The organism is Nitratireductor sp. WH36-1 (genome assembly GCF_058725515.1).
In genome coordinates this window covers 3,485,391-3,505,596 of sequence record NZ_CM178970.1, presented here as the reverse complement: position 1 = coordinate 3,505,596, position 20,206 = coordinate 3,485,391, and the positions used below count along the sequence as shown (strand labels likewise).

The window sequence follows — 20,206 nt, the reverse complement described above, 5'->3', positions numbered from 1 at the left end:
ATCCGGTTGCGGGCCTTTTTTTTGTGTGTCGCCAGAAGGCAGAGCGCCTTAGCTGTTTTCCTCGACGAAGCGGCGCAGCCATGCCACGTCATCGCCCGACAGCGTGTCGATCAGGCGCTCGGCAAAGGCGGTCTTCAGCGTTTCGGTCCAGTCGAGCCCCTCGCGCAGCGCTGCCTCGAATTTCTTCGGCGCATAGGCGTGGCAGCGAATGGCGATGCCTTCCGCCTTCAGGCGGCGCGCATCGTTCAGATCGAAGACGGCCAGGTCGATGCACAGCTCGTCGAGATTGGCAGACTTCACCACGGCAAGCGGGTCGCCATAGCGCTCATGAGCGATGCCGCCGGTCAGGATGCCCGGAATCTCTTCCTTGATGCGCTTGAGGCTCGCATGGTCGAAGGAGATCATCATCATGCGTTCGAGGTTTGCCGGGTCGGCGGCGATCTTCTTCAGCTCGCGGATATAGCCGTCGAGGTCGACCTTCTCCTTGACCTCGATTTCCAGACCCATGTCGAGCTCACGGGCAAGCATCAGGAAATCGGTCAGGGTGGGAATGCGCTCACCGGCAAACTCCGGTCCGAACCAGGAACCGGCGTCGAGTTTTGCGATTCCCGCCGCCGTCAGGGTGCGGGCCGGGCCTGTGCCGTCGCTGGTGCGGTCGACCGAGAGATCGTGCAGCACGATGATCTCGCCATCGCTGGTCAGAACCGTGTCGATCTCGCAGCTGCGGCCGCCCTCGGCGTGGCAGGAGCGCAATGCTGCGAAGGTGTTTTCGGGCGCGGCGATGGAGTTGCCGCGATGGCCGCAAAGGTGCAGCGGGCCGGTTTCACCGATGTGGAAGGAGAATGCCATGATTGAATGTCCTTGTTGGCGTTCGAGCATCGGACCGAAAAGTGGAATCCGGTTTTCGGCTTGTTCCGATGCTCCATAAGAAGCCCAGATCGTCATTTGTGCGTCCGGTGGGATGCGTGGCGATCTAGAGTTTTCCGAGGCCCGCAGCCATCACGTCTTCCTTCATCAGCCGTTCGGCGATGAAGAAGATGATCAGCATGGGCACCAGAAGCAGGAAGGTGACGGCAGCGGCGGTCGGCAGAACCAGGATCTCGCCGCCCAGATAGCTCCACAGGCGCACGGCCAGCGTCTGCACCTTGGGCGCACCGACCATGAAGCTTTTCTCGAACTCCTCGAACGAGGCGATGAAGTTCAAGAGGCCGCCGGCAAGAAAGCCGGGCCAGGCGAGCGGCAGCGCAATCCGCATCACCGCAACACGGGGTGCCGCGCCCAGCGTGCGGGCCGCGAGGATCAGCTCGTTGGGAATGCCCTCGAGCGTCGCCGTGAGAATGCGGATCATCAGCGGCAGCGTGCCGACGGTCTGCACCAGAATGATGCCCTGCACCGTGCCGGCAAGCCCCATGCCGAAGAAGATCTCGCCAAGGCTGACGGCCACGACGATGCCGGGCACGATCATCGGGGCCAGCACGAACACCTCGACCGCGCGCTTCAGGCGGAAGGGAAACTGCGCCAGCGCCCAGGCCGTGGGAAAGGCCAGCGTGGCGGTGAGCAGCGTCACCACGGTCGAGACGAAGAAGCTGAGCAGGGCGGAGGGCAGGATGTGCCGGTCCGACAGCACGTCGCCCCACGCCGAAAGCGAGAAGGAGCGGGGAATGATGTCGGGCGGAAACCAGCCCACTGCCGGGTCATAGAAGGCCCAGAGCGCAATCACGCCGAGCGGCAGGAACAGCGTCAGGAAAAGATAGCCGTAAAGGCCGAGGGAAACCCAGAGCTGGGTGCGTTGGGAATGTCTCATGCTGATCGCCATGGTTCAGGCTCCCGCGCGCTTTTGCGCGTCCGACTGGCTGAGCGAGCCGATGATTGCGTAGTAGGTGAGGAGCACGCCCACGGCGACGATGCTGAGCAGCGTTCCCATCGCGTAGACGAGCGGCCAGTTCCCCTTGGTGAAGCCTTCCGTGTACATGTGCACGCTGAGCGGCAGCGGATAGCTGGGACCAAGCAGGTTCGGCACGACAAAGGAGCCGAGCGAACTGATGAAGGTCAGGAGAACGGCGGCGGTGATGCCGGGCTGCGCCAGCGGCAGCTGGATGCGCCACAGAATGGTGAGGCGGCTTGCGCCAAGGGTGCGGGCGGCGGAGAGCACATCCTTGCTGATCGCGGCCATGGAGCCGGAAATGATCAGCGTCATGAACGGGATGTTCTTCCACGACGACGCGATGATCGCGCCAAGGCCCCATTCGTCGCGCACCAGCCGCGGCAGGGTGATGCCGAGCGGGGTCAGGATGCGGCTTGCCATGCCGCCACGGTCCAGCATGACGAGCACGAGAAACGCGGCCACGATGCCGGGAACCACCAGCGGAATGCGGTAGAGCGAGCCGAAGAATTTGCGGCTCGTCTCATTGGCCTGCATCAGGGCCGAAAGCGGCAGCGCGATGAGCAGGCTGAGCGCGGTCGGCGCGATGGCGAGCCAGACGGAAAAGCGCAGGCCATCCAGATAGACCGGCGTGGTCAAAAGCGTGATCCACGGGTCGAGCGTGAAGCTTGCCGCATCGGCCCCGCGCCCGGAAAAGCTGTTCACCACCACGCGTACGAGCGGCATGCCGAAGAACACGAGGAGATAGCCAACGCCCGGCAGCAGGCACAGGAGGATCGTTGTCAGGCGAACCGGCTTCATGCCATCGCCTCCACGGGCTCGAACGTCTTCAGAAGGTGAAGGGCCGGCGGCGGGGTGAGCTTGACCGGCTGGCCGGTGGCCAGAATGTCGGACTGCCCGCCCGCAGTGATGACGCGCAGTTCCTGCCCGGCGGCAGACACCCAGTAATGGGTGGATGCGCCCAGGAACATGGACTGTTCGACCACGCCATCGGCCTCGCCGCTGGCGGCGTCGATGCCGATGTCCTCGGGGCGGATCGCGATGCCTTCTGCGGCGCGTTCGGCCGGGTTTTCGATCTTGCGCACCGCACCCCAGGGCAGGCGGCACTCGCTGCCGGAAATGTCGGCCTCGATGACGTTGGTGAGGCCGAGAAACTCGGCGGTGAAGCGGAAGCGCGGGCGGCGGTAGAGGTCGACAGGCGTGCCGCGTTCGACAATCTCGCCATCCTTCATCACCACGATCTCGTCGGCCAGCGCCATGGCTTCCGACTGGTCGTGCGTGACGTAGATCGACGTGGTGCCCAGCTTGCGCTGCATGGTGCGCAGGTCTTCGCGCAGGCTGTCGCGCAGCTTGGCGTCGAGATTGGAAAGCGGCTCGTCGAACAGGAGCACATCCGGCTCGATGACGATGGCGCGCGCCAGCGCCACACGCTGCTGCTGGCCGCCGGAAAGCTGGCGCGGCAGTCGGCGGGCATGCTGGCCAAGGCCGACCAGTTCAAGCGCGGCAGCCACGCGGGTGGCGATTTCGGGCTTTGCGACATTGCGCATTTCGAGCCCGAACGCGACGTTCTTTTCCACGCTCATATGCGGGAACAGGGCGTAGGTCTGGAAGACCATGCCGAAATTGCGGTTCTCCGGCGCAAGCGCGTCGATGCGCCTGTCGGCGAGCCAGATTTCGCCCGTGGTCGGGTCGGTGATGCCCGCAATGGAACGCAAGAGAGTGGTCTTGCCGCAGCCCGATGGGCCCAGAAGCGTGACGAAGCGGCCGGCCGGCACTTCAAGGTCGATCCCTTTCAGTGCGCGGGTGTTGTCGAACTGCTTGGTCAAGCGGCGAATGGAAAGTGTCGTGTCCATGACGATGCATCCTGACGCATGGGCGGCGCCGCGAGGCAGCGCCGCCCGAATGGTGTGCGAAGGTTAGTTGGTGGCGCGCAGCAGGTTGGCGACGATGTAGTCGCGCATGGCTGCACGAAGCGGCGCGGGCAGGCTGGGAAGCGCGCGCTCGGCGAACTCGTTGGTCGGGATCAGGCGTGCGGCCTGCTCTTCGGTGAAGCTCTTGCCCGGATCGATGTCCGTGCGTGCCGAACGCGACCCGTTGACGCCAAGCTTCTCAAGCTGGATGTCATGCTGGCTCATGAAGTCGAGGAACAGCAGGGCCGCCGCCGGATGCTCGCTGCCGACCGGCAGGAACATGCCGTCGCCGCCGCCCACCTGGCCGGATTCGATGATCTGCTGACGCACGGTCGGCGGCAGGAGGCCGCGGCCGATGAAGTCATAGGCCATGTCTTCCCATGCGGTGCCGATCGCGCCCGCGCCATTGGCGACGAGGTTCAGCGTGTCGGAGTTGCCATTGGTGATCTCGGCAACCGGGATGAGCTTCTTGTAGTAATCCCAGACCGGGTTCAGGCACGCGCCCTCGACATAGGCCTTGGCTTCGTCCTCGGTCATGGAGAAGTTGGAGAACTCGGCGCGGCAGTCATCGCCTTCCACCTTGGCGTAGGCGACGGACTGCATGAAGCCGTTGCCCGAACCGCCGCCGGCCGGCGAGGTGACGACGAACTTGCCCGGATTTGCTTCCGCCCAGGCGAGCAGAGCGTCGGCGGTCGTCGGCACGTCATCGCCCGAAACGGTGCGCGTGTCATAGATGATGCTGGTCTGGTTGCGGTGGAAAGGCACATAGGCGCCGCCGTGGTCCACGCCGCCGGAAACCCGCGCGATGTCCTGATTGAAGCCATCCGCATTCGGCAGAAGATCGGCGAGCGGCACGTTGGCCATGACATTCTCGCGCAGGAGCAGGCCGGTCGTGCTGGAGCCGACGAAGTAGACGTCAGCCGGCGCGGCCACGCCAGAATTGTTGGCGGCGATGAGCTGCTGCACGGCAGCTTCGTTGTTGCCGCGAATGTAGTTCACCGTGATGCCGTATTCTTCCTCGAACGCCGGCAGAAGGCGGTCGGTGAAGAGCGGGCCGAAAGAGTTGGTGAAGTCGAAGAAAGTCAGCTTGCCTTCTTCCTTGGCCTGGGGAACGATGACGTCATAGAAATTTTCAGACGTCAGCTCGGCCAGTTCGAAGCCCGGCTGGATGTTGAATTCTTCCGACCCGATGGGCGTGACCGCATAGGCGGCGGTGCTCATGAGGGTGGCGGCGATTGCAGCAGTGAGAGCCTTCATTGGTGTCTTCTCCGCAAGGGGTTGAGGGCGCGACCTAGGTCGCGGCTTCTCCGGCACTCCGCGTGTCATTTTGCCGATGCTGCGGGGTGCCGGATTCCATCGCTGGCAGGATTGCCAGCAATCTTTCTGCCGTTGCCGGCGAGGCGGCGAAGACCGGAGCGCCATGCTCCAGACCATTCGCGCCCAGATAATCTTTCGTGACAGCGCCGGCCGTGGCGGCGATGAACAGGCCGCCCACGGCATCCCACGGGTTCATGTGCGGCTCGACATAGGCGTCGAGGCGACCGGCGGCGACATGGGCCAGGCACAGCGCGCCCGCGCCGAGGCGACGGAACTCCACATCGTGGTCGCTGAGCGCTGCGACGCAGTTCCGGTAAAGCTCCGGCTCGTGCCGGCCCGAAAAGCCGAGGCCGACCACCGCATCCACCATGCTGTCATTGCGCGAGCAGGCGATGGGCGTGTCGCCAAGGCGCGCGCCATGTTCTTCATCTGCCCAGAAAAGCTCGTCCGTTACCGGATCGAACACCCAGGCGGCGATGGGCTGGCCGTCCTTCAAAAGCGCGAGCGAGACGCAGAAATAGGAAAGGCGACGGGCAAAGTTCACCGTGCCGTCGATGGGGTCGGCAAGCCAGGTGTAGCCCTTGGCCACGGCCTTGCCGCCCAGCTCCTCGCCGATGATCGCGTCTTCCGGAAACGCTTCGAGAATGGCCGCGCGCAGCATGCGCTCGACCGCGAAATCGGCTTCCGTCACCACGTCGCCCGGGCCCTTGCTGTCTGTTTTCAGATCGGGCGCGCGGAAATAGTCGAGCGCGATGCGGCCCGCCTTTTCTGCAAGCGTCTTACCAAGGGCGAGGCGGGAGGGGGCATTCAGGGTCATTCTGTCTTTCCGGCAGTCATGCGTGTGATGAGTTTGGGTTTGCAGTGGATGAGGCGGGCGCGTGGCTCGCTCTCTTCCTGTGGTTGCTGGTCGTCCGCCTGACCGCCCGAATGCCCATCGCCATGGATGTCCACATGGGCGATCAGGCGGCGCATCATTTCCTCGAGCGGCTGCTCGAAGGTGGTGAGGCGATAGGGCGGCCAGTCGGCGGCGGGCAGGTTGTCGAAGCCGATGAGCGCGATGTCGTCGGGGATCGAACGGTGGCCGCGCAGGCCATCCAGAAACCCGAGCGCCATGGCGTCGTTGGTGGCGAAGACGGCGTCGGGCTGTTCGTTGCCCGGCAGGGCGAGCAGACGCTCTGCGCAGGCGCGGCCTGCCTCGGTGGACATGGCGTCATTGTTCCAGATGGCGGCGTGCAGCCCCGCTTCGCGCGCTGCCTCGGAAAAACCTTCGGCGCGCAGCGAGGGCGCCCAGCTTCCCTGCGGACCGCCCAGAACCAGAAGCCGCCTGCGGCCTTCTTCCAGAAAGAGCCCGGCTGCCATACGCCCGCCAAGCGGATTGTCGGTGGCGACGGAAAAGCCCTTTTCATGATTGGCCGGGCGGTTGAGCGCGACCAGAAACTGGCCTTTCTCGATGATCGCGGCGGCGCGGTTTTCGCGCACGACACCGGCGGTCACGATGACGCCGCGCGCCCGCCAGCTCAGCGCCTCTTCAAGCAGCCGGTCAACTTCTGCGTCGCTCTCGGCATAAAAGAGAAGTGGTTTCAGATGCCATTCCTGAATGGCCTTCAGGAGCCGGGAGAGAACCTGCGCGCGCCAGTCGAAATTGAGGCGGGTGGTGATGACGGCGACCAGCGGGGCGTCGCCCGTGACCATGGAGCGGGCAAGCGCATTGGGCTGCCAGCCAACCTGTTCAGCCGCCTTCAGGATGCGTTCGCGGGTTTCCGGCGCAATGCGGCCATTGCCGGTGAAGGCGCGGCTGACCAGCGCCTGCGAAACATTCGCCACGCGCGCCACGTCATGGGAGGTTGCCGTGCCGGATTTGCGCCGCGACATCGCTCAGTCCTCCACCGGTGTGGAAGCGGTACTACGTATTACCAGGGCTGAAATGAAGAACGCGCTGACCATGGGGGCGGACCGTCGTTTGAGTGAACGCGATCCGAATAGCCGGCTCAGATGACAGCCACGCTACGCAAGCATGTCAGTTTGCTGACAGCGCTGTGCAAAACGGGAAAGGGGATGGAGGAGGGTTTTAAAGCCGCTGCTCGACTTCCGTTTTCAGGGTGTTCAGGTCGCGCGTCTGGCCGGCGAGTTTTTCGATGGCGGCAACCACCAGATCCGTCGCGTGATAATCGGGCTTGTGGCCAAGCCCTTCCACGCGCAGCAGTTCCGCGCTGGGCAGGTCGCGGGCGAGGGCCTCTGAATGAATGTCGGGCGAGACCACATCGTCTATTGCACCGGTGATGATGACGGATGGCGTCTTGATGGTGCGGTAGCGGGCGTGGGTGCGTTCGGTCCAGGCAAGCAGGGCGCATATTTCGCGGGCATTGTGCCGGAACGCTGTCGGCTCAATTGCTTCATGGGCGCGGGTGGCGTGCAGATAGTCGTCCGGCATCGGGTTGGGCGCAAAGACGCCGCGCGCGGCGCTGCCGATCGAAAGCCGTCCGGCCAGCGGCACGATGAGCCTGCTGAACAGGCTGCCCAGATGCGGGTTTCCGGCTGCGTGATAATACCAGGCAATCCCGCCCGGCCACGGATAGAGAGCCGGCGAAAGAAAGACGGTTCCAAGGAGCCTGTCCGGGTGGTTCAGCGCCATGGCGGCAGCGACCGCACCGCCATAGGAATGGCCGACCATGATTGCTTTCTCGATGCCGCGTGCGGTCATCAGCGCCGCAATTGCCTCGGCCTGTCCGTCCGGCAGGATGAGGCTTTCCGGCCCGCAGTCGGATTTTCCGTGGCCGGGCCGGTCGATGAAGAGAAGGCGTGCGCGCCCTTCGAGCGCAGTGCGGAAAGAATAGAGCGGGTCGAGCAGGCTGGCGCTCGCCCCGTGGATGAAGACGACGGGCGGAAGGTCGGCGTTGTCAGCGTCCAGATGCAGGCTGTTCAGCCTGTAACCGCCAATGTCCGTGCGGACACCGCGATCCGGGTCGGATACTGCCGTGTTCTGGCTGTCGGTCTTGTGCACAAGGTTCATGATCGCCGGCCCCGCCACACTCTCTCAAACGGGATGGTTAGCCGGTTGGGGGCGGGTGGTCCAGAAATAAGCCCTGTTCTAAAGCCTGCGCCCCACGATGAAGGGCCGGGCATCGCGGCCGTTAGATGCATGATAGGCGCATTCGATGGTCTCGAAGCCGGCCCTTTTCAGCAGTTTTTCGACCTCCGCAGCAGACAGGAAGTCCACATGCGGGGCCTTGCCAACCATCTGCATGAGCGGCACGACGACGCGAAAGACCGGGTTCATGTCTTTGAGGCACGGCGTCTTGGTGAGGAGGAGCCCGCCCGGTTTCAGCGCCTGGCGGATGTTGCCCAGCGCGCGGCTGCTGTCTTCCAGAAGATGCAGGACATTGAAGCCAAGCACGGCGTCGAAGCTTTCCGCCGGCCAGTCCGCGCTTTCAGGAGCGGCCACCTCGAATGTCACATTCCCGATGCCTTCGCTGTGGGCCTTCTCACGCGCAATCGCGATCATCTCGCTGGAAATGTCGGTCGCCAGCAGGCTTTCAACCGAAGGCGCGAGTTTGAGCGCCGTGGTGCCCGTGCCGCAACCAAACTCCAGCACCCGGTCGCCAGGCCGCAGATAATGGCGCACACGCTCCAGCGTCCGTTCATATCCACCCATGTCTGAAATGGGGTCGCTGGCGTATTTGCGTGCGATGCGATCCCAAAAACGCGCATTGTCGGCAGTGCGAAACATGATCGTCTCCTTTGGCGCGTTCCCTATCATATGCACAAAAATTGAAAATTGCGGAACACTGCAGATCCAATATACATATTTGCATGACGAATATTGACTGGAACCGCGCCCGCGCCTTTCTCGCCACGGCGGAGACAGGCTCTCTTTCCGCTGCGGCCCGTGAATTGGGGCTCACGCAGCCCACGCTTTCCAGACAGGTTGCGCAGCTTGAGGCGGATCTGGGCGTCACCCTGTTCGAGCGGGTCGGCAAGAAGCTGGTTCTGACGGAAACGGGCGAAAGCCTGCTGGAGCATGTGCGCGCCATGGGCGAGGCCGCGCTCGCCATGCGTGTCGCCGCCTCGGGGCGGGCGGAAGAGGTGGCCGGGCGTGTCAGCATTTCAGCGACCGACACCTATGCCGCCTATATCCTGCCCGAAATCATGGAGCGCATTCGCCGCGAAGCGCCGCAGATCACCATTGCCGTCATCTCAAGCGACAGTCTGAGCGATCTGCGGCGGCGGGAGGCGGATATCGCGATCCGCCATGTGCGGCCGCAAGAGGATGGCCTGATCGGGCGGCTCGTCTGTGAAAGCACGGCGCATTTTTATGCTTCCGAGAGCTGGGTTGCCGCACATGGTCATCCCGGTGCGGTGTCAGGCATCGCGCCGCACGAGTTCGTCGGCTACGAAGATGCGGAGCGTTTCGCCGCATTCCTGAGGGGCGTGGGAGCCGAGATTGGCGCGGAGGATTTTCGGCTGGTCTCAAAGAACTCGGTGGTCATCTGGGAGCTGGTGCGGCGCGGGCAGGGCGTCAGCCTGATGAGCCGCGAGATCGCCGAGCGCGCCTCTGGCATCGTCGAGCTGTTCCCTGCGCTTGAGGCCGTGCGCTTTCCGGTCTGGCTGGTCACCCACCGCGAACTGCGCACCAGCAAACGCATCCGGCTTGTCTATGACATTCTGGCGCAGGAACTGGAGCGCATCACGCGCGAAGCCAGAAAATCAGCCGGTTAAACGCCTGCCGGGAACGCCTGAAAGCCGGTGGTCCCAGGGTGATTTTCGGGGAAATCAGTGCGCCGGCTGTTACTCTCCCATGGAATTCACTTGAAATTCTTATTCTATGAATAATAACATATAGATGGGTTATATTGATGGTTGTATTTTAATATAAGGTATTTCAATCCATGGTTTTTGATTTTACGGTCGGTTTTATCGTCAGCCTCATTTCGATGTTCATTCATCTTTTGGCGACGATCATCATCGCCAAGGTGGTTTATGCGCTGAAGTCGGATTTTGATGAAAAAGGGAACCTGTTTTTATCGTTCTCCCTGACGATCATGTATTTGATTCTTTCGGTCGCGCTGTTTGCTTCCGTCACGGTTTGGGGGCTGCTCTTCTATTGGCTCGGCCTGGTCGATAATTTCGGCAATGGCTTCTATTCCGCGCTGGTCAGCTACACCACGCTCGGCTTCGGCGACGCCTCCCAGATGAGCGAAACCCGGCTTGTCGGTCCGATGGCGGCGGCCAGCGGCATTCTCATGTTCAGCTGGGCTGCGGCCGTGCTGATCTACGTCCTCCAGGCGCATCTGCCCTATTTCATCACCAAGAAAGACACGACGCCTTCAAAGAGCTGAGTCGATCTTCGCTTGAACTGTCTCCGCTGCAGGAAGGGCGTTGTCTTCGGTTTTTATCCCGCGCGCCTTCGCTGCCAAATGCATTGAAACGCACGGGAATCCAGAAATGTCGACACGATCGCACGCGGCGCAGACCCGGCCAAACTCCTGGCTTCGTGAGTTGACGCGCCTGAAGCCGGCGCACTGGCCCATCGGGCGCTGCCTGAGGGCCGCCCTGTCCGTGGCCCTGCCAATTCTGGCGGGGATCATGTCGGGCTCCGCCGGCTCCTTCATGGTCATGTCGCTTGGCGCTCTAGGCCTGTGTCTGGGAGAGAAGGACAGCCCCTATATCGAACGGTTCCGCGAGGTTGCGATCATCGCGCCGATCGGAGCGCTTGGCTTTTTTCTGGGCTATGTGGGGCATCTCGACTGGGCCTTTGTCGTCGCCGCAATGACCGTGGTGGCGTTTGTGGTCGGGCTCATCGGCTCTTACGGATCGGTTCTCGCTTCCGCTCTGGTTCAGGCGCTACTCATGGGCTGTATCGCTATCGCGCTTCCCGCGATTGCGCCTTTCTGGAAGCCGGCTGCCTATTTCCTCGCGGGCTGCGGCTTCTACGCCGTTCTGCTCGGCGTGGAGGCGCTTTTCTTCCGCAAGCGTCCTTTCATCGTTCTGGTCGCCAACCTGCTTGAAGGGCTTTCGAGGCTTGCGCTGGCGCGTTCCAAAAATGCCGAAGCCGCCGAAGAGGAAACCATTCGCCGGGCGATCACGGACAAGATGTCCACGGGCTTCGCCAGCCTGCTTTCCGGTCGCTATCATCAGCATGGGCGGCCTTCAGCGCATCTCGATTGGGAGTCGTCCGTTCTTCAGGGGCTCAGCCGCATCTTCACCGCGACGCTGGCGTCGAACAAGCCGGATAACCTTGAGCAGGCTGCGCATGAACTCAAGCGTCTCGCAGCGCTGGTGCGCGATGAAAAACCTGCGCCGGCCGCCGACGGCGCATTCGCCGATACGCTGCTAAGCCGTTCGGTAGAGCACTTCACCGCGATGTACTGGAGCGCAGGCTCTTCAGAAAAAATCGCGCCGCCGCACGTGGCTTCGGGCGCGGTTTCCGCGTCGAAACGCATCGGGTTTGCAGAGGCTTTGAAGTTCGATCATGAGGCCATCAGGTCCGCCGCCGTTCTGGCGCTGTGCGTCTGCATCGCGTTCGCCACCCGCTGGGTGAACGATGGCAATCACTGGTACTGGACGCCCCTCACGGTCATCATCGTTCTGAGGCCCGATCTGGGTTCCATCTTCGTCCGGTCCGTCCACCGTGTCATCGGAACGGTTCTGGGCGTACTGGTCGGGGTTGCTGCCTTTGCCCTGTTCCCGAAAGGCATCGCGCTGGTCTGCGTTCTGGCGGTTCTTGCAGGCATTCTTCCGTGGGCGGCCCAGCGCGCCTACTGGATGGCGACATTTGTGGCCACGCCGATGGTGCTGATCCTCATCGACATCACGTCGCCGGGCGCTGGCACAACCGATTACGGTCTGCAGCGGCTGGTAGACACGCTGATCGGCGGAGCGATCATTCTTGTGTTCGGCTACTTCATCTGGCCGCGCACGCATTCGCATGAGCTGGAGCGCAGCTTCCAGAGCGCGCGGGAAAAGATCGCCGCCTATCTTCTCGCCCTGAAGCCTGTGAACGCTTCGCAGCCCGATCCCCAGATCGGCGCAAAAAAACGGCAGGCCTATGTGGCGCTTGCCGCGATGCGCAAGAAGATCAACGCAGCCATGCTCGAACCCGCCCCGGCGGGCCCCGAGGCCGCTGCATGGTACCCGCTCGTAACGGGTGCGGAGCGCGTCTGCGACGGTATCGGCGCATGGTCAGCCAGATATACGGTGGCCGAGAATCAGGAAGCCATTGTCGATGCGCTCGCAGCCAGAATCGCCGGAAGCAAACCGGACGGCTGCGCCGGCATCGTGAAGGATGAAGTGAATGGCGACCCGTTCATGGCCTTCGCTTCGAACATCTGCGCGGCCTTCGACCAGATCGATGGTTTCATGGAGAAGAAAGATGTGGGTGCGAAGGGGCAGGCAGCCCCCGCAGCCGCGTAACGCCCGCACAGGGCGCCTCTGAGAGCCGGTCAGGGGAGTGGCGCGACTTTGTTCGCACGCTCCCCTGATTGCGCGCTGTAGGGCGGTAAGAGCGCCTTGTTTCCAGTCTCAAAAGACAGGCCGTGCTTTCGCGATGCGAAGCGGGGTGTTTTGTGCGGATTGGGGAGGCGAACAATCGAACAGACGGACTGTCCAGCGCAATGCTGCGCGGCACTTAGTCGTGTATCGATTTTTCAAGGAAATGGCGCACCTAACCGGAGAAGGTTCGAACACCGTTTTCGGTTCGATGGATGAATGGGAACGCCATCTCGCACAGGTAGGCCTTGACGGCCTGCGGTGCGGCCATGAGCGACCTAAGCTCAAGATTTGACGGGGCAGCGGCCTCTAATCCCGCAAAGGCGGCCTATCCGCCGCCGTTCTCGATACGGCTGACCCCAGAGGAACGCGCGCGGCTGGATGTGCTGCGGGGCAACAAGTCTCTCAGTGCCTATATCCGCGAGCAGCTTTTCGGCGATGATGCTGCGCCGCGCAAGCGGACCGGCAATAGCCCTGTCCAGGACACCGAAGCCTTGGGCCGCGTCCTCGGGGCGCTCGGGCAATCCCGTCTGTCCTCGAACCTCAACCAGCTTGCCAAAGCCGTCAACACAGGCTCCCTTCCTGTGACGCCGGAAACGGAATCCGATCTCGCGGACGCCTGCCGAGACGTTGCGGCAATACGCGCCGATCTGCTTCGTGCCCTCGGCAAATCGCCCGGAGATGGGCCATGATCCTGAAAGCCAAGGAGCGCGGCGATGCTCCCCAACTTGCCCGGTATTTGCTTTCCATGCGCGACAACGAGCATGTCGAGTTGCATGATGTGCGTGGGTTCGTCAGCGACGATCTTCGCGGCGCTTTCAGCGAAGCCGATGCCATCGCCAAAGGGACGCGCTGCAAGAACTATCTGTTTTCGATGAGCCTCAATCCCCCGGCCAATGAGAAAGTCCGCACCGAAGATTTCGAGTTGGCGATTGAGCGGATCGAACAAAAGCTCGGTCTGGAAGATCAGCCCCGCGCGGTTGTCTTTCATGAAAAGGATGGGCGGCGGCATGCGCATGTTGTCTGGTCGCGCATCGACAGCGAGCGCATGCGCGCACTCAACATGGCGCATTACAAAATGAAACTGCGCGACGTGTCTCGCGAATTGTTCTTGGAACGTGGCTGGGACATGCCACGCGGTTTGCAGGATCGCGCCCTGCGCGATCCGCTGAATTTCTCACAAGAGGAATGGCAACAGGCGCGGCGGGCGGGCATTGATCCCCGCGAAACCAAAGCGGTCTTGCGGCAATGTTGGGAGCGCTCCGACAACCGGGCATCGTTTGAACGGGCGCTGAAAGAGCGCGGCTTCTGGCTGGCCGGGGGCGACCGGCGCGGTTTCGTTGCCATCGACTATCGCGGGGAAGTCTATTCGCTCTCGCGCTATGCCGGGGTGAAGGTCAAGGAACTGCAAGCGCGAATTGGCGATCCAGCAAAGCTGGCTTCCGCCAGTCAGGCCAAAGCCGAAATCGCGCAGGGTATGACGAGCAAGCTCGAAGCCTTCATTGCGGATACGCAGCGCGAAGCAACGCAGCGCCGTGATGAACTGACCACGCGCAAAGCCGAACTGGCGGCACGTCACCGCGCCGAACGCGAAAAGCTCAAATCCGGTCTCGAACGCCGGTGGCAAGCGGAAGCGCAGCAGCGCGCGCAGCGTCTGCCGAAAGGCTTTTCCGGCATATGGCATCGCCTGACAGGGCAGTATGCCAAGATTAAAATGCAGAATGAGAGCGAAGCGCTGGAAGCCTATCGCCGCGACCGCGCGGCAAAAGATGACCTGATCTTCCGCCAGCTTGAGGAACGCGGCGCGCTGCAAACCTATATCCGGGCGGAACGCAAGGTATCAGAGCAGCGCATGGCCCTGCTGCGCGAGGATGTCGCCAATTATGACGCGCTGGAAAGCGGGCAGCGGCGAAGACAAGATGAGAGCATGAGGCCGGAAGCCCGCCGCAACCGGCGCGAGCGACGGCCGCGCCAGCGCGATTTCGACATATAGCGCCATGAGCGCGGTGGGTATTACCCGCGCTATGCGATCAGGCACAAATGCCTCTCCCATCATTCCCGTATGATCTGACTTGCTGCCCTGCCGGGCCGTCCAAACCGTGACGATGTTGTTAGGGGACGCATCCTCTCGCCTGCATCAATCACCACCCGAACCATCAGCGCCTTCATGAGCCGATGATGTGTGCCGGGGCCAAAAGGCCCTGAATGGTTCGGGGCCTCCTTGAAACAAAGGAGGATACGATGAAACGCGTCACCTGTTTTGAAGCGGCAACTCGCAGCACGGCCGAATTGCGCGCCCTGCTTAGAAGAGCATTTGCAGCCAGCGCAGCAGCGCCATCCTGTTCGCAGGCGCGCCGCGATGCGCAGGCCTCGATACGCACTATCGAAATCGAGTTGGCGCGGCGAGCGCCGCGCCTCTAACCCGATGCGGCTGGCCCGGCGGCCAGCCGCAAAATTTTCTGCCCTCCTAAAACAAGGAAAGCTGAGCGCCGCGCCAGCGCGTGCGCTCTGCTTCAAAGTCCAGCCATGCGGTGACATAGGCGACCGGGCCACCCTCCTGCGCCACTGTCCCGATTGGTATAAAATGCGAGCGATAGCCGGTTTCCGTAACGGGCAGTGCGATGCGGTTTTCGCTATGCAGTTCGATATGCTCCGTCATGCCGAATTTTTCCGGGGTGAAGGTGATTTCAACCTGAACGCCGCGCCATGTGATGGTGTGTTTTTCCATTGCTTTGATCCTCCAAGCTGTGGGAGTGCCGCTTAAGCGGCGACTCCTTCTTGCTGGGGCTGCTGACGCGCATGCAGGAAATCCGCTGCGCGCTGCGCATGGGCGGCAGCTGAGAAAATCGCGCGCTTGTCGTCTTTGAGGACTTTAAGCCAGCTCTGGATATAGGCGGCATGATCGGTGCCCGGCTCCGGCATCAATGCCAGATCAGCGCAAAGGAAGGCCGCGCCAAGCTCGGCAACCAGCTCTTCCCGTGCATAGCCTTCATCGCCCCACTTCTTGCGGCCAAACTCCCGGTTCAGCCGCGTCTTGTGCTTCGTCCAGTGGGTCAATTCATGCGCCAGCGTTGCATAGTAGCTTTCCGGGCTGCGGAAACACTCGAAAGGCGGCATCTGCACATGGTCGCTGCCACCGCTGTAATAGGCTCGGCTGCCACCGTGACGAATATCTGCACCGGTTGCTGTGAAAAACATGTCGGCATGTTCGATCCGCTGCGCCGGATCAATGATCGGCTCCGGCTTCGTGTAATAATATTCGGGCAATCCGTCGATCTGCTCCACGTTGAACACGCTGTAGCTCTTCATGAAGGGAATTTTCCGCTCTTCTTCGGTGCCGTCCGCGCCCTCTTCGGTCTTGGTGGTGGTGTTGGCATACACCACAGGATTGCCACGCTCGCCTTTACGCACATGCGCGCCAAGTTCTTTGGCCTGCTTGAAGGTCATCCAGTACGGGGAGCCATAACCGGCCTCCATCGCCGCGCCCCAAAGCATCAGCACATTGATTCCGCTGTAGGCCATGCCGTTGTGACGTAGCGGCCTGACGATCCGCCCGTCCATGTTCCCGGCGGACCACGGCTTGAGCCATGTCAGTTCGCCTTGTTCCAGATCGGCAATGATCTTGTCGGTCACTTGTCTGTAAATATCTTGTTTCATTGGCTTTTTCCTTCCTTGGATAGTCGGTTGCACATGCAACCGGACTAGGCCCGCGCCAATGAGCGGGGGGAGACCGTCAAGACCGCAGACAGCGGAGGGGGATCACCCGTCCTGCACAAGCGAAGCGCGGAAGGACGGGGAGACCGCTGGCATGCGCCGGAGCGACGGCGAAGGCTTGGTCTTGACGGAGGACGGGGCCGCGAGGCCCCTAACAGGAAAGAAGGGTCAGCCTGCCAGGGCTGGCATTAAATCAGCAAGGGATGGAAGCCGGACGGCCGAGACTACAGGCTCGGTTCACGACAGCCCGGCCCGAAGGGTGTGCCGCCTAGCCTTTTATATACTGGTGGGTGGTTATCATGACTTCCCACTCCGCTTTGATGTTTGGTTATTATGTCCATCGTGAGTTGACTTATAAAAGGCATCGTAAAGTGCCTCTCGCAATCACTTTGAGTTTGTGCCATAATGTCTATTATGAATGGACAAAGCGCGTCAAAACTAAAGCAGGTTCTTCAGAATGTTCCACCGGGATTTCTGATCGATACCGCTTGGATAAGCCGCCACAATATCTCACGTCAGTCCGTGTCCGCCTATGTCAAGCAAGGCTGGCTAGAAAGGGTTGTACAGGGGCTCTATCGCCGCCCTTTCACACCTTCGGAAAATCCCGAGGCGGCCAGAGGATGGAAGATACCGCTCCTTTCCGCGCAATGGCTCATGGAGTACCGCTTCCATGTCGGGGGAATGACCGCCTTGGCATTGCACGGCCATGAGCATTATCTCGCCTTGGGAGGCAGGCAGAAGGTTCACCTCTACGGTGACGACATACCGGAATGGCTTTACAAGATAAGTGTCGATGGTCGCTTCGTGCGACATAGCATGAAACTGTTTGGCGATACTCCGGCAGGCATCGAAAGCGGTTCTTTCAATCTGGCTCAGCAAGCCGATAATGGCGCGGCCATGAGCCCGTGGCTCTGGCCGATCAGGATGTCAACGCCGGAACGCGCCGTCCTCGAAACCCTGGATGAACTGCCGCGTGGAGAGAGCTTCCACAATGTGGACGTGGTGTTTGAGAGCCTAGTAAACCTACGCCCCAAGCAACTCACGGCGCTGCTAACCGGCTGCAAAAGCGTCAAGGTGAAGCGCCTCTTCTTCGTTTATGCGGACAAGCATGCACATGCTTGGCGCAAACACATCGACGCCGAGACTATAGACCTCGGCCGGGGCGATAGGGCCCTTGCAGAGAACGGTAAATTGCACCCGACATATCGCATCACAGTGCCCTCCGACCTGCTGCGGGGGGAGGCCATCGATGGCGCGTGATAACTACAAGCGGCAAGTACAACTGCTGATCCGAACATTGCCCTTTGTCGCGCGTCAGAACGTGTTCGCCCTGAAAGGCGGTACGGCAATCAACCTGTTTTACCGTGATATGCCGCGCCTATCGGTCGATATAGATCTTGTCTATCTGCCCATTGAGGATCGCGCTGCGTCGCTTGCGGGAGTTGATACGGCACTGGGCGCCATACAGACTGACCTGCTGAATAATCTGCGTGGCGTAAATGTGCAGCGCATAGCAGGCGGAGGCAACAACGACACACGGGTCAAAGTCCGCCAAGGCTCCGCTGAGATCAAGATTGAAACGTCGCCGGTAAGCCGTGGAACGGTTCATCCACCCCAATTACGGGCCGTTACCGACCCCGTGACCGAGATGTTCGGCTTCGCGGAAATGCTGGTTGTCGCTTTCGAGGATTTGTTCGGCGGCAAGCTACATGCTGCGCTAGACAGGCAGCACCCACGCGACCTGTACGATGTGAAGCTGCTCTATGAGAACGAAGGCATTACCGACGCGCTGTTTCGCACGTTCCTCGTCTACGTCGCCAGTTCCAACCGCCCGCCGCACGAACTGCTGCGACCATCGCTCAAAGCGCTGGATGAGGATTTCGTAGCAGAGTTTGACGGCATGACCACGCACGAGGTGAGCCTGGCGGAATTGATCGATGTGCGCAAACGACTGGTCGGCGATATTGCTGCCAGACTCGATGAGCCCGTGCGGAATTTTTTGCTGTCCTTGCATGAAGGTGAGCCCGACTTCAACGCCATCGGTCTGCCCGATGCGGTCAACCTGCCTGCTGTGCAATGGAAAATACTCAATCTGCGTAAGCTAAAGGAGCAGAACCCGGAAAAACATGCGGAGCACCGGCAGGAAATAGAGAGCTTATGGCGACCGCCACTATGACCACTTTCGCAAGAATGGCGGGTCTTTAGAATCTGGTTCAGGACTTGGCCTGCTGACAGAAAGGCGCGTTGGCACCGGTAGCGCTGCGCCGAAAATGATGGCTTCGCCGCGACCAAGCCCGGCAAGCTGGCGAGACACGTTCACCCCCGCTGTTTCTGCTGCCGACGCGACCGCCCGCTGATCGGCTTCGTTGTTAAGGCGGAACACGGCCCAAGTGCCGCATTGCGAAAGCACGGTTGGAGAAACCTCAGACGGGCGTTGAGTGCTGATTAGGAGGGACAGGCCGAATTTGCGGCCCTCTTTAGCCAGGCGCTCATAAGCAAGCGCCTGCTGCCCACCATCAGATTCGCCAGGTAACTGGCGCAGATAGTGGTGCGCTTCCTCAAGGGCGAGCATAGTCGGATGCGTATTACCGGGGCCGCGCTTGAATATCTCTGCGGCGAACATCTCAAGGAGCGATCCCAAGACAAACGGCATTAAGTCTTGAGTCAGGCGACTAAGGTCAACGATATGGACTGACCAGTCGTTTTGACCGAACACGGGTGGACCAAAAACATCCCGAACTAGCGCGGCACATTCGTCCTGCATGTTCAAGGGATTCGTCAGTCCTGCACCGCCCCCGATTTCGACAACAGAGGTAAATTGCGGGTCTTCGATTAAACCGCGTATGCGGTTAATCATCGACTGGATATGGCCGTATTGGAAGGTATCGCGGGTCCAGCCTTGGTTGTTCGTTGGCTTAAGAACATACCACTCGGTGGCAAGGCACGACAATGCGCGCATGTGAGGCCAAACATTTGCGGCAGGGGCTGTTCCCGCCCTTAGCGCTGTCATCGCTTGATTGGCTTGTGCGGCGCTGCCACTGTGACAGTCATCGAAAAGGACGTTGCCCTCACCGCCGACCAGCTTCGCGCCATGCGCATCAGCTTCAACGAAGCGAAGATGCTCAATTGCAAAGCGTAATGTCGGCATTTGCGCCTTCTCGCTCGGTATCAGCAAGCGGGACAGGCCGTGCCGCCCAAGGGCATAATATGGAATCCGAAGGCCGCCATTTTGGCCACCTAGTTGCGTGACTTTCACGCGCTGTCCCAGATTGGCGAAGGCGGGCGTATATTCGCCGTTCACATCGAATACGACGATCCGCGACTTAGGCAGGCGTACAAGCTGTTGCAGCACCGCCGCAACAAAGTGGGTTTTACCCTGTCCTGTCGAACCTAAGATCGCCATGTGGCGACCCAGAACCTGGTCGATGTTGGCGCAGACTTCAACCGCGCGATTACGCGAATCTGCACCCAGCCTGATCTGCTCGGCAGCGATGCCGCTCGCGCCGATTGTCGCCACGGTTTCGATGTCGGAAAGCGGATAAACGCTCGCCCCGAGAACGGGCAACCGCCATTCCTGTGGCGAAAAAGTTAGCCTACCCTCGCGCTTGGCCAGAAAGCCGACAACCCGGCCGCGAAGCTGACGCAACGGCTCTTGCGGGACATTCGATGATCGGCCACGTCCTGCATGGACTTCGCGCGGCTCGGCGAACGCCACGGTCATTATCCGAAGGATGATGGTTTCTGCGCCGGCGTCGATCCCGACCAGATCGCCCGGCTGCTCTACTGTCGATAAGCCATCCCGGTGCCCAGCAACATGCCCACGGGAATCCTCAAGCAAATTTACCAGAAGCTGCGGTCCGTCGATTTCGACCACATAACCTATGGGGCGACGGGAACT

General features: G+C 61.3%; 20 protein-coding genes. 8 read left to right on the top strand and 12 right to left on the bottom strand.

The window, feature by feature from the left end:
- Window positions 1-48: 48 nt before the first annotated feature.
- The 9 genes from AC4PTT_RS16885 to AC4PTT_RS16845 all read right to left on the bottom strand — a co-directional run bounded on the left by AC4PTT_RS16885 (window position 49) and on the right by AC4PTT_RS16845 (window position 8,836).
- Window positions 49-849, bottom strand: coding sequence for a glycerophosphodiester phosphodiesterase family protein (locus tag AC4PTT_RS16885; RefSeq protein WP_492161714.1), 801 nt, complete (start codon window positions 847-849; stop codon window positions 49-51).
- A 124-nt stretch (window positions 850-973) separates the two neighbouring features.
- On the bottom strand, window positions 974-1,804 hold the full coding sequence (locus tag AC4PTT_RS16880; RefSeq protein ID WP_204360872.1) for an ABC transporter permease: 831 nt from the start codon (window positions 1,802-1,804) through the stop codon (window positions 974-976).
- Between the two features lie 15 nt (window positions 1,805-1,819).
- A complete protein-coding gene (locus tag AC4PTT_RS16875) occupies window positions 1,820-2,683 on the bottom strand; it encodes an ABC transporter permease (RefSeq protein ID WP_206544657.1) in 864 nt (287 codons plus the stop codon).
- Window positions 2,680-3,735, bottom strand: coding sequence for an ABC transporter ATP-binding protein (locus AC4PTT_RS16870; RefSeq protein ID WP_206544658.1), 1,056 nt, complete (start codon window positions 3,733-3,735; stop codon window positions 2,680-2,682). The genes AC4PTT_RS16875 and AC4PTT_RS16870 overlap by 4 nt, the downstream gene beginning before the upstream one ends.
- Window positions 3,736-3,798: 63 nt before the next feature.
- Window positions 3,799-5,049 (bottom strand): extracellular solute-binding protein, encoded by a 1,251-nt coding sequence (locus AC4PTT_RS16865; RefSeq protein ID WP_206544659.1) that lies wholly within the window; start codon window positions 5,047-5,049, stop codon window positions 3,799-3,801.
- A gap of 34 nt (window positions 5,050-5,083) precedes the next feature.
- Window positions 5,084-5,926: an inositol monophosphatase family protein gene (locus AC4PTT_RS16860; protein WP_113154266.1), complete on the bottom strand. Its 843-nt coding sequence runs from the start codon at window positions 5,924-5,926 to the stop codon at window positions 5,084-5,086.
- On the bottom strand, window positions 5,923-6,981 hold the full coding sequence (locus AC4PTT_RS16855) for a LacI family DNA-binding transcriptional regulator (RefSeq protein WP_206993872.1): 1,059 nt from the start codon (window positions 6,979-6,981) through the stop codon (window positions 5,923-5,925). Before AC4PTT_RS16855 ends, AC4PTT_RS16860 begins: the two co-directional genes overlap by 4 nt.
- 196 nt (window positions 6,982-7,177) lie before the next feature.
- Window positions 7,178-8,119, bottom strand: a complete 942-nt coding sequence (locus AC4PTT_RS16850) for an alpha/beta fold hydrolase (protein ID WP_492161713.1) — start codon at window positions 8,117-8,119, stop codon at window positions 7,178-7,180.
- Window positions 8,120-8,197: 78 nt separating this feature from the next.
- Complete coding sequence (locus AC4PTT_RS16845) at window positions 8,198-8,836, bottom strand: class I SAM-dependent methyltransferase (RefSeq protein WP_492161712.1); 639 nt, start codon at window positions 8,834-8,836, stop codon at window positions 8,198-8,200.
- 83 nt (window positions 8,837-8,919) lie between these two features.
- On the opposite strand from AC4PTT_RS16845, the gene AC4PTT_RS16840 reads away from it, so the two are divergent.
- From AC4PTT_RS16840 to AC4PTT_RS16815, 6 genes are all read left to right on the top strand, one after another.
- Window positions 8,920-9,825, top strand: a complete 906-nt coding sequence (locus AC4PTT_RS16840) for a LysR family transcriptional regulator (RefSeq protein WP_206547114.1) — start codon at window positions 8,920-8,922, stop codon at window positions 9,823-9,825.
- Window positions 9,826-9,995: 170 nt separating this feature from the next.
- Complete coding sequence (locus tag AC4PTT_RS16835) at window positions 9,996-10,445, top strand: ion channel (protein ID WP_113154270.1); 450 nt, start codon at window positions 9,996-9,998, stop codon at window positions 10,443-10,445.
- A 106-nt stretch (window positions 10,446-10,551) separates the two neighbouring features.
- The gene (locus AC4PTT_RS16830) at window positions 10,552-12,519 is read left to right on the top strand and encodes an FUSC family protein (protein ID WP_492161711.1); all 1,968 of its coding nucleotides are present in this window, start codon (window positions 10,552-10,554) and stop codon (window positions 12,517-12,519) included.
- 344 nt (window positions 12,520-12,863) lie between these two features.
- Window positions 12,864-13,286, top strand: a complete 423-nt coding sequence (locus tag AC4PTT_RS16825) for a hypothetical protein (protein ID WP_492161710.1) — start codon at window positions 12,864-12,866, stop codon at window positions 13,284-13,286.
- A complete protein-coding gene (locus AC4PTT_RS16820) occupies window positions 13,283-14,587 on the top strand; it encodes a relaxase/mobilization nuclease domain-containing protein (protein ID WP_492161709.1) in 1,305 nt (434 codons plus the stop codon). The genes AC4PTT_RS16825 and AC4PTT_RS16820 overlap by 4 nt, the downstream gene beginning before the upstream one ends.
- A gap of 248 nt (window positions 14,588-14,835) precedes the next feature.
- On the top strand, window positions 14,836-15,015 hold the full coding sequence (locus AC4PTT_RS16815) for a hypothetical protein (protein WP_492161708.1): 180 nt from the start codon (window positions 14,836-14,838) through the stop codon (window positions 15,013-15,015).
- 46 nt (window positions 15,016-15,061) lie between these two features.
- Here the strand turns inward: AC4PTT_RS16815 and AC4PTT_RS16810 are convergent, their stop codons facing one another.
- Complete coding sequence (locus tag AC4PTT_RS16810; protein ID WP_422363227.1) at window positions 15,062-15,322, bottom strand: hypothetical protein; 261 nt, start codon at window positions 15,320-15,322, stop codon at window positions 15,062-15,064.
- A 32-nt stretch (window positions 15,323-15,354) separates the two neighbouring features.
- Window positions 15,355-16,251 (bottom strand): ArdC family protein, encoded by an 897-nt coding sequence (locus AC4PTT_RS16805; protein ID WP_492161707.1) that lies wholly within the window; start codon window positions 16,249-16,251, stop codon window positions 15,355-15,357.
- A gap of 462 nt (window positions 16,252-16,713) precedes the next feature.
- Between AC4PTT_RS16805 and AC4PTT_RS16800 the strand changes: the two genes are divergently transcribed.
- Both AC4PTT_RS16800 and AC4PTT_RS16795 read left to right on the top strand, forming a co-directional pair.
- Window positions 16,714-17,568: a type IV toxin-antitoxin system AbiEi family antitoxin domain-containing protein gene (locus AC4PTT_RS16800; protein WP_492161706.1), complete on the top strand. Its 855-nt coding sequence runs from the start codon at window positions 16,714-16,716 to the stop codon at window positions 17,566-17,568.
- The gene (locus AC4PTT_RS16795) at window positions 17,558-18,484 is read left to right on the top strand and encodes a nucleotidyl transferase AbiEii/AbiGii toxin family protein (protein ID WP_492161705.1); all 927 of its coding nucleotides are present in this window, start codon (window positions 17,558-17,560) and stop codon (window positions 18,482-18,484) included. The genes AC4PTT_RS16800 and AC4PTT_RS16795 overlap by 11 nt, the downstream gene beginning before the upstream one ends.
- Here AC4PTT_RS16795 and herA read toward each other — a convergent pair.
- Entirely contained in the window at window positions 18,479-20,182 is a 1,704-nt protein-coding gene (herA, locus tag AC4PTT_RS16790; protein WP_492161704.1) for an anti-phage-associated helicase HerA, read from the bottom strand. The two genes, AC4PTT_RS16795 and herA, sit on opposite strands and share 6 nt — an antisense overlap.
- Window positions 20,183-20,206 lie beyond the last annotated feature (24 nt).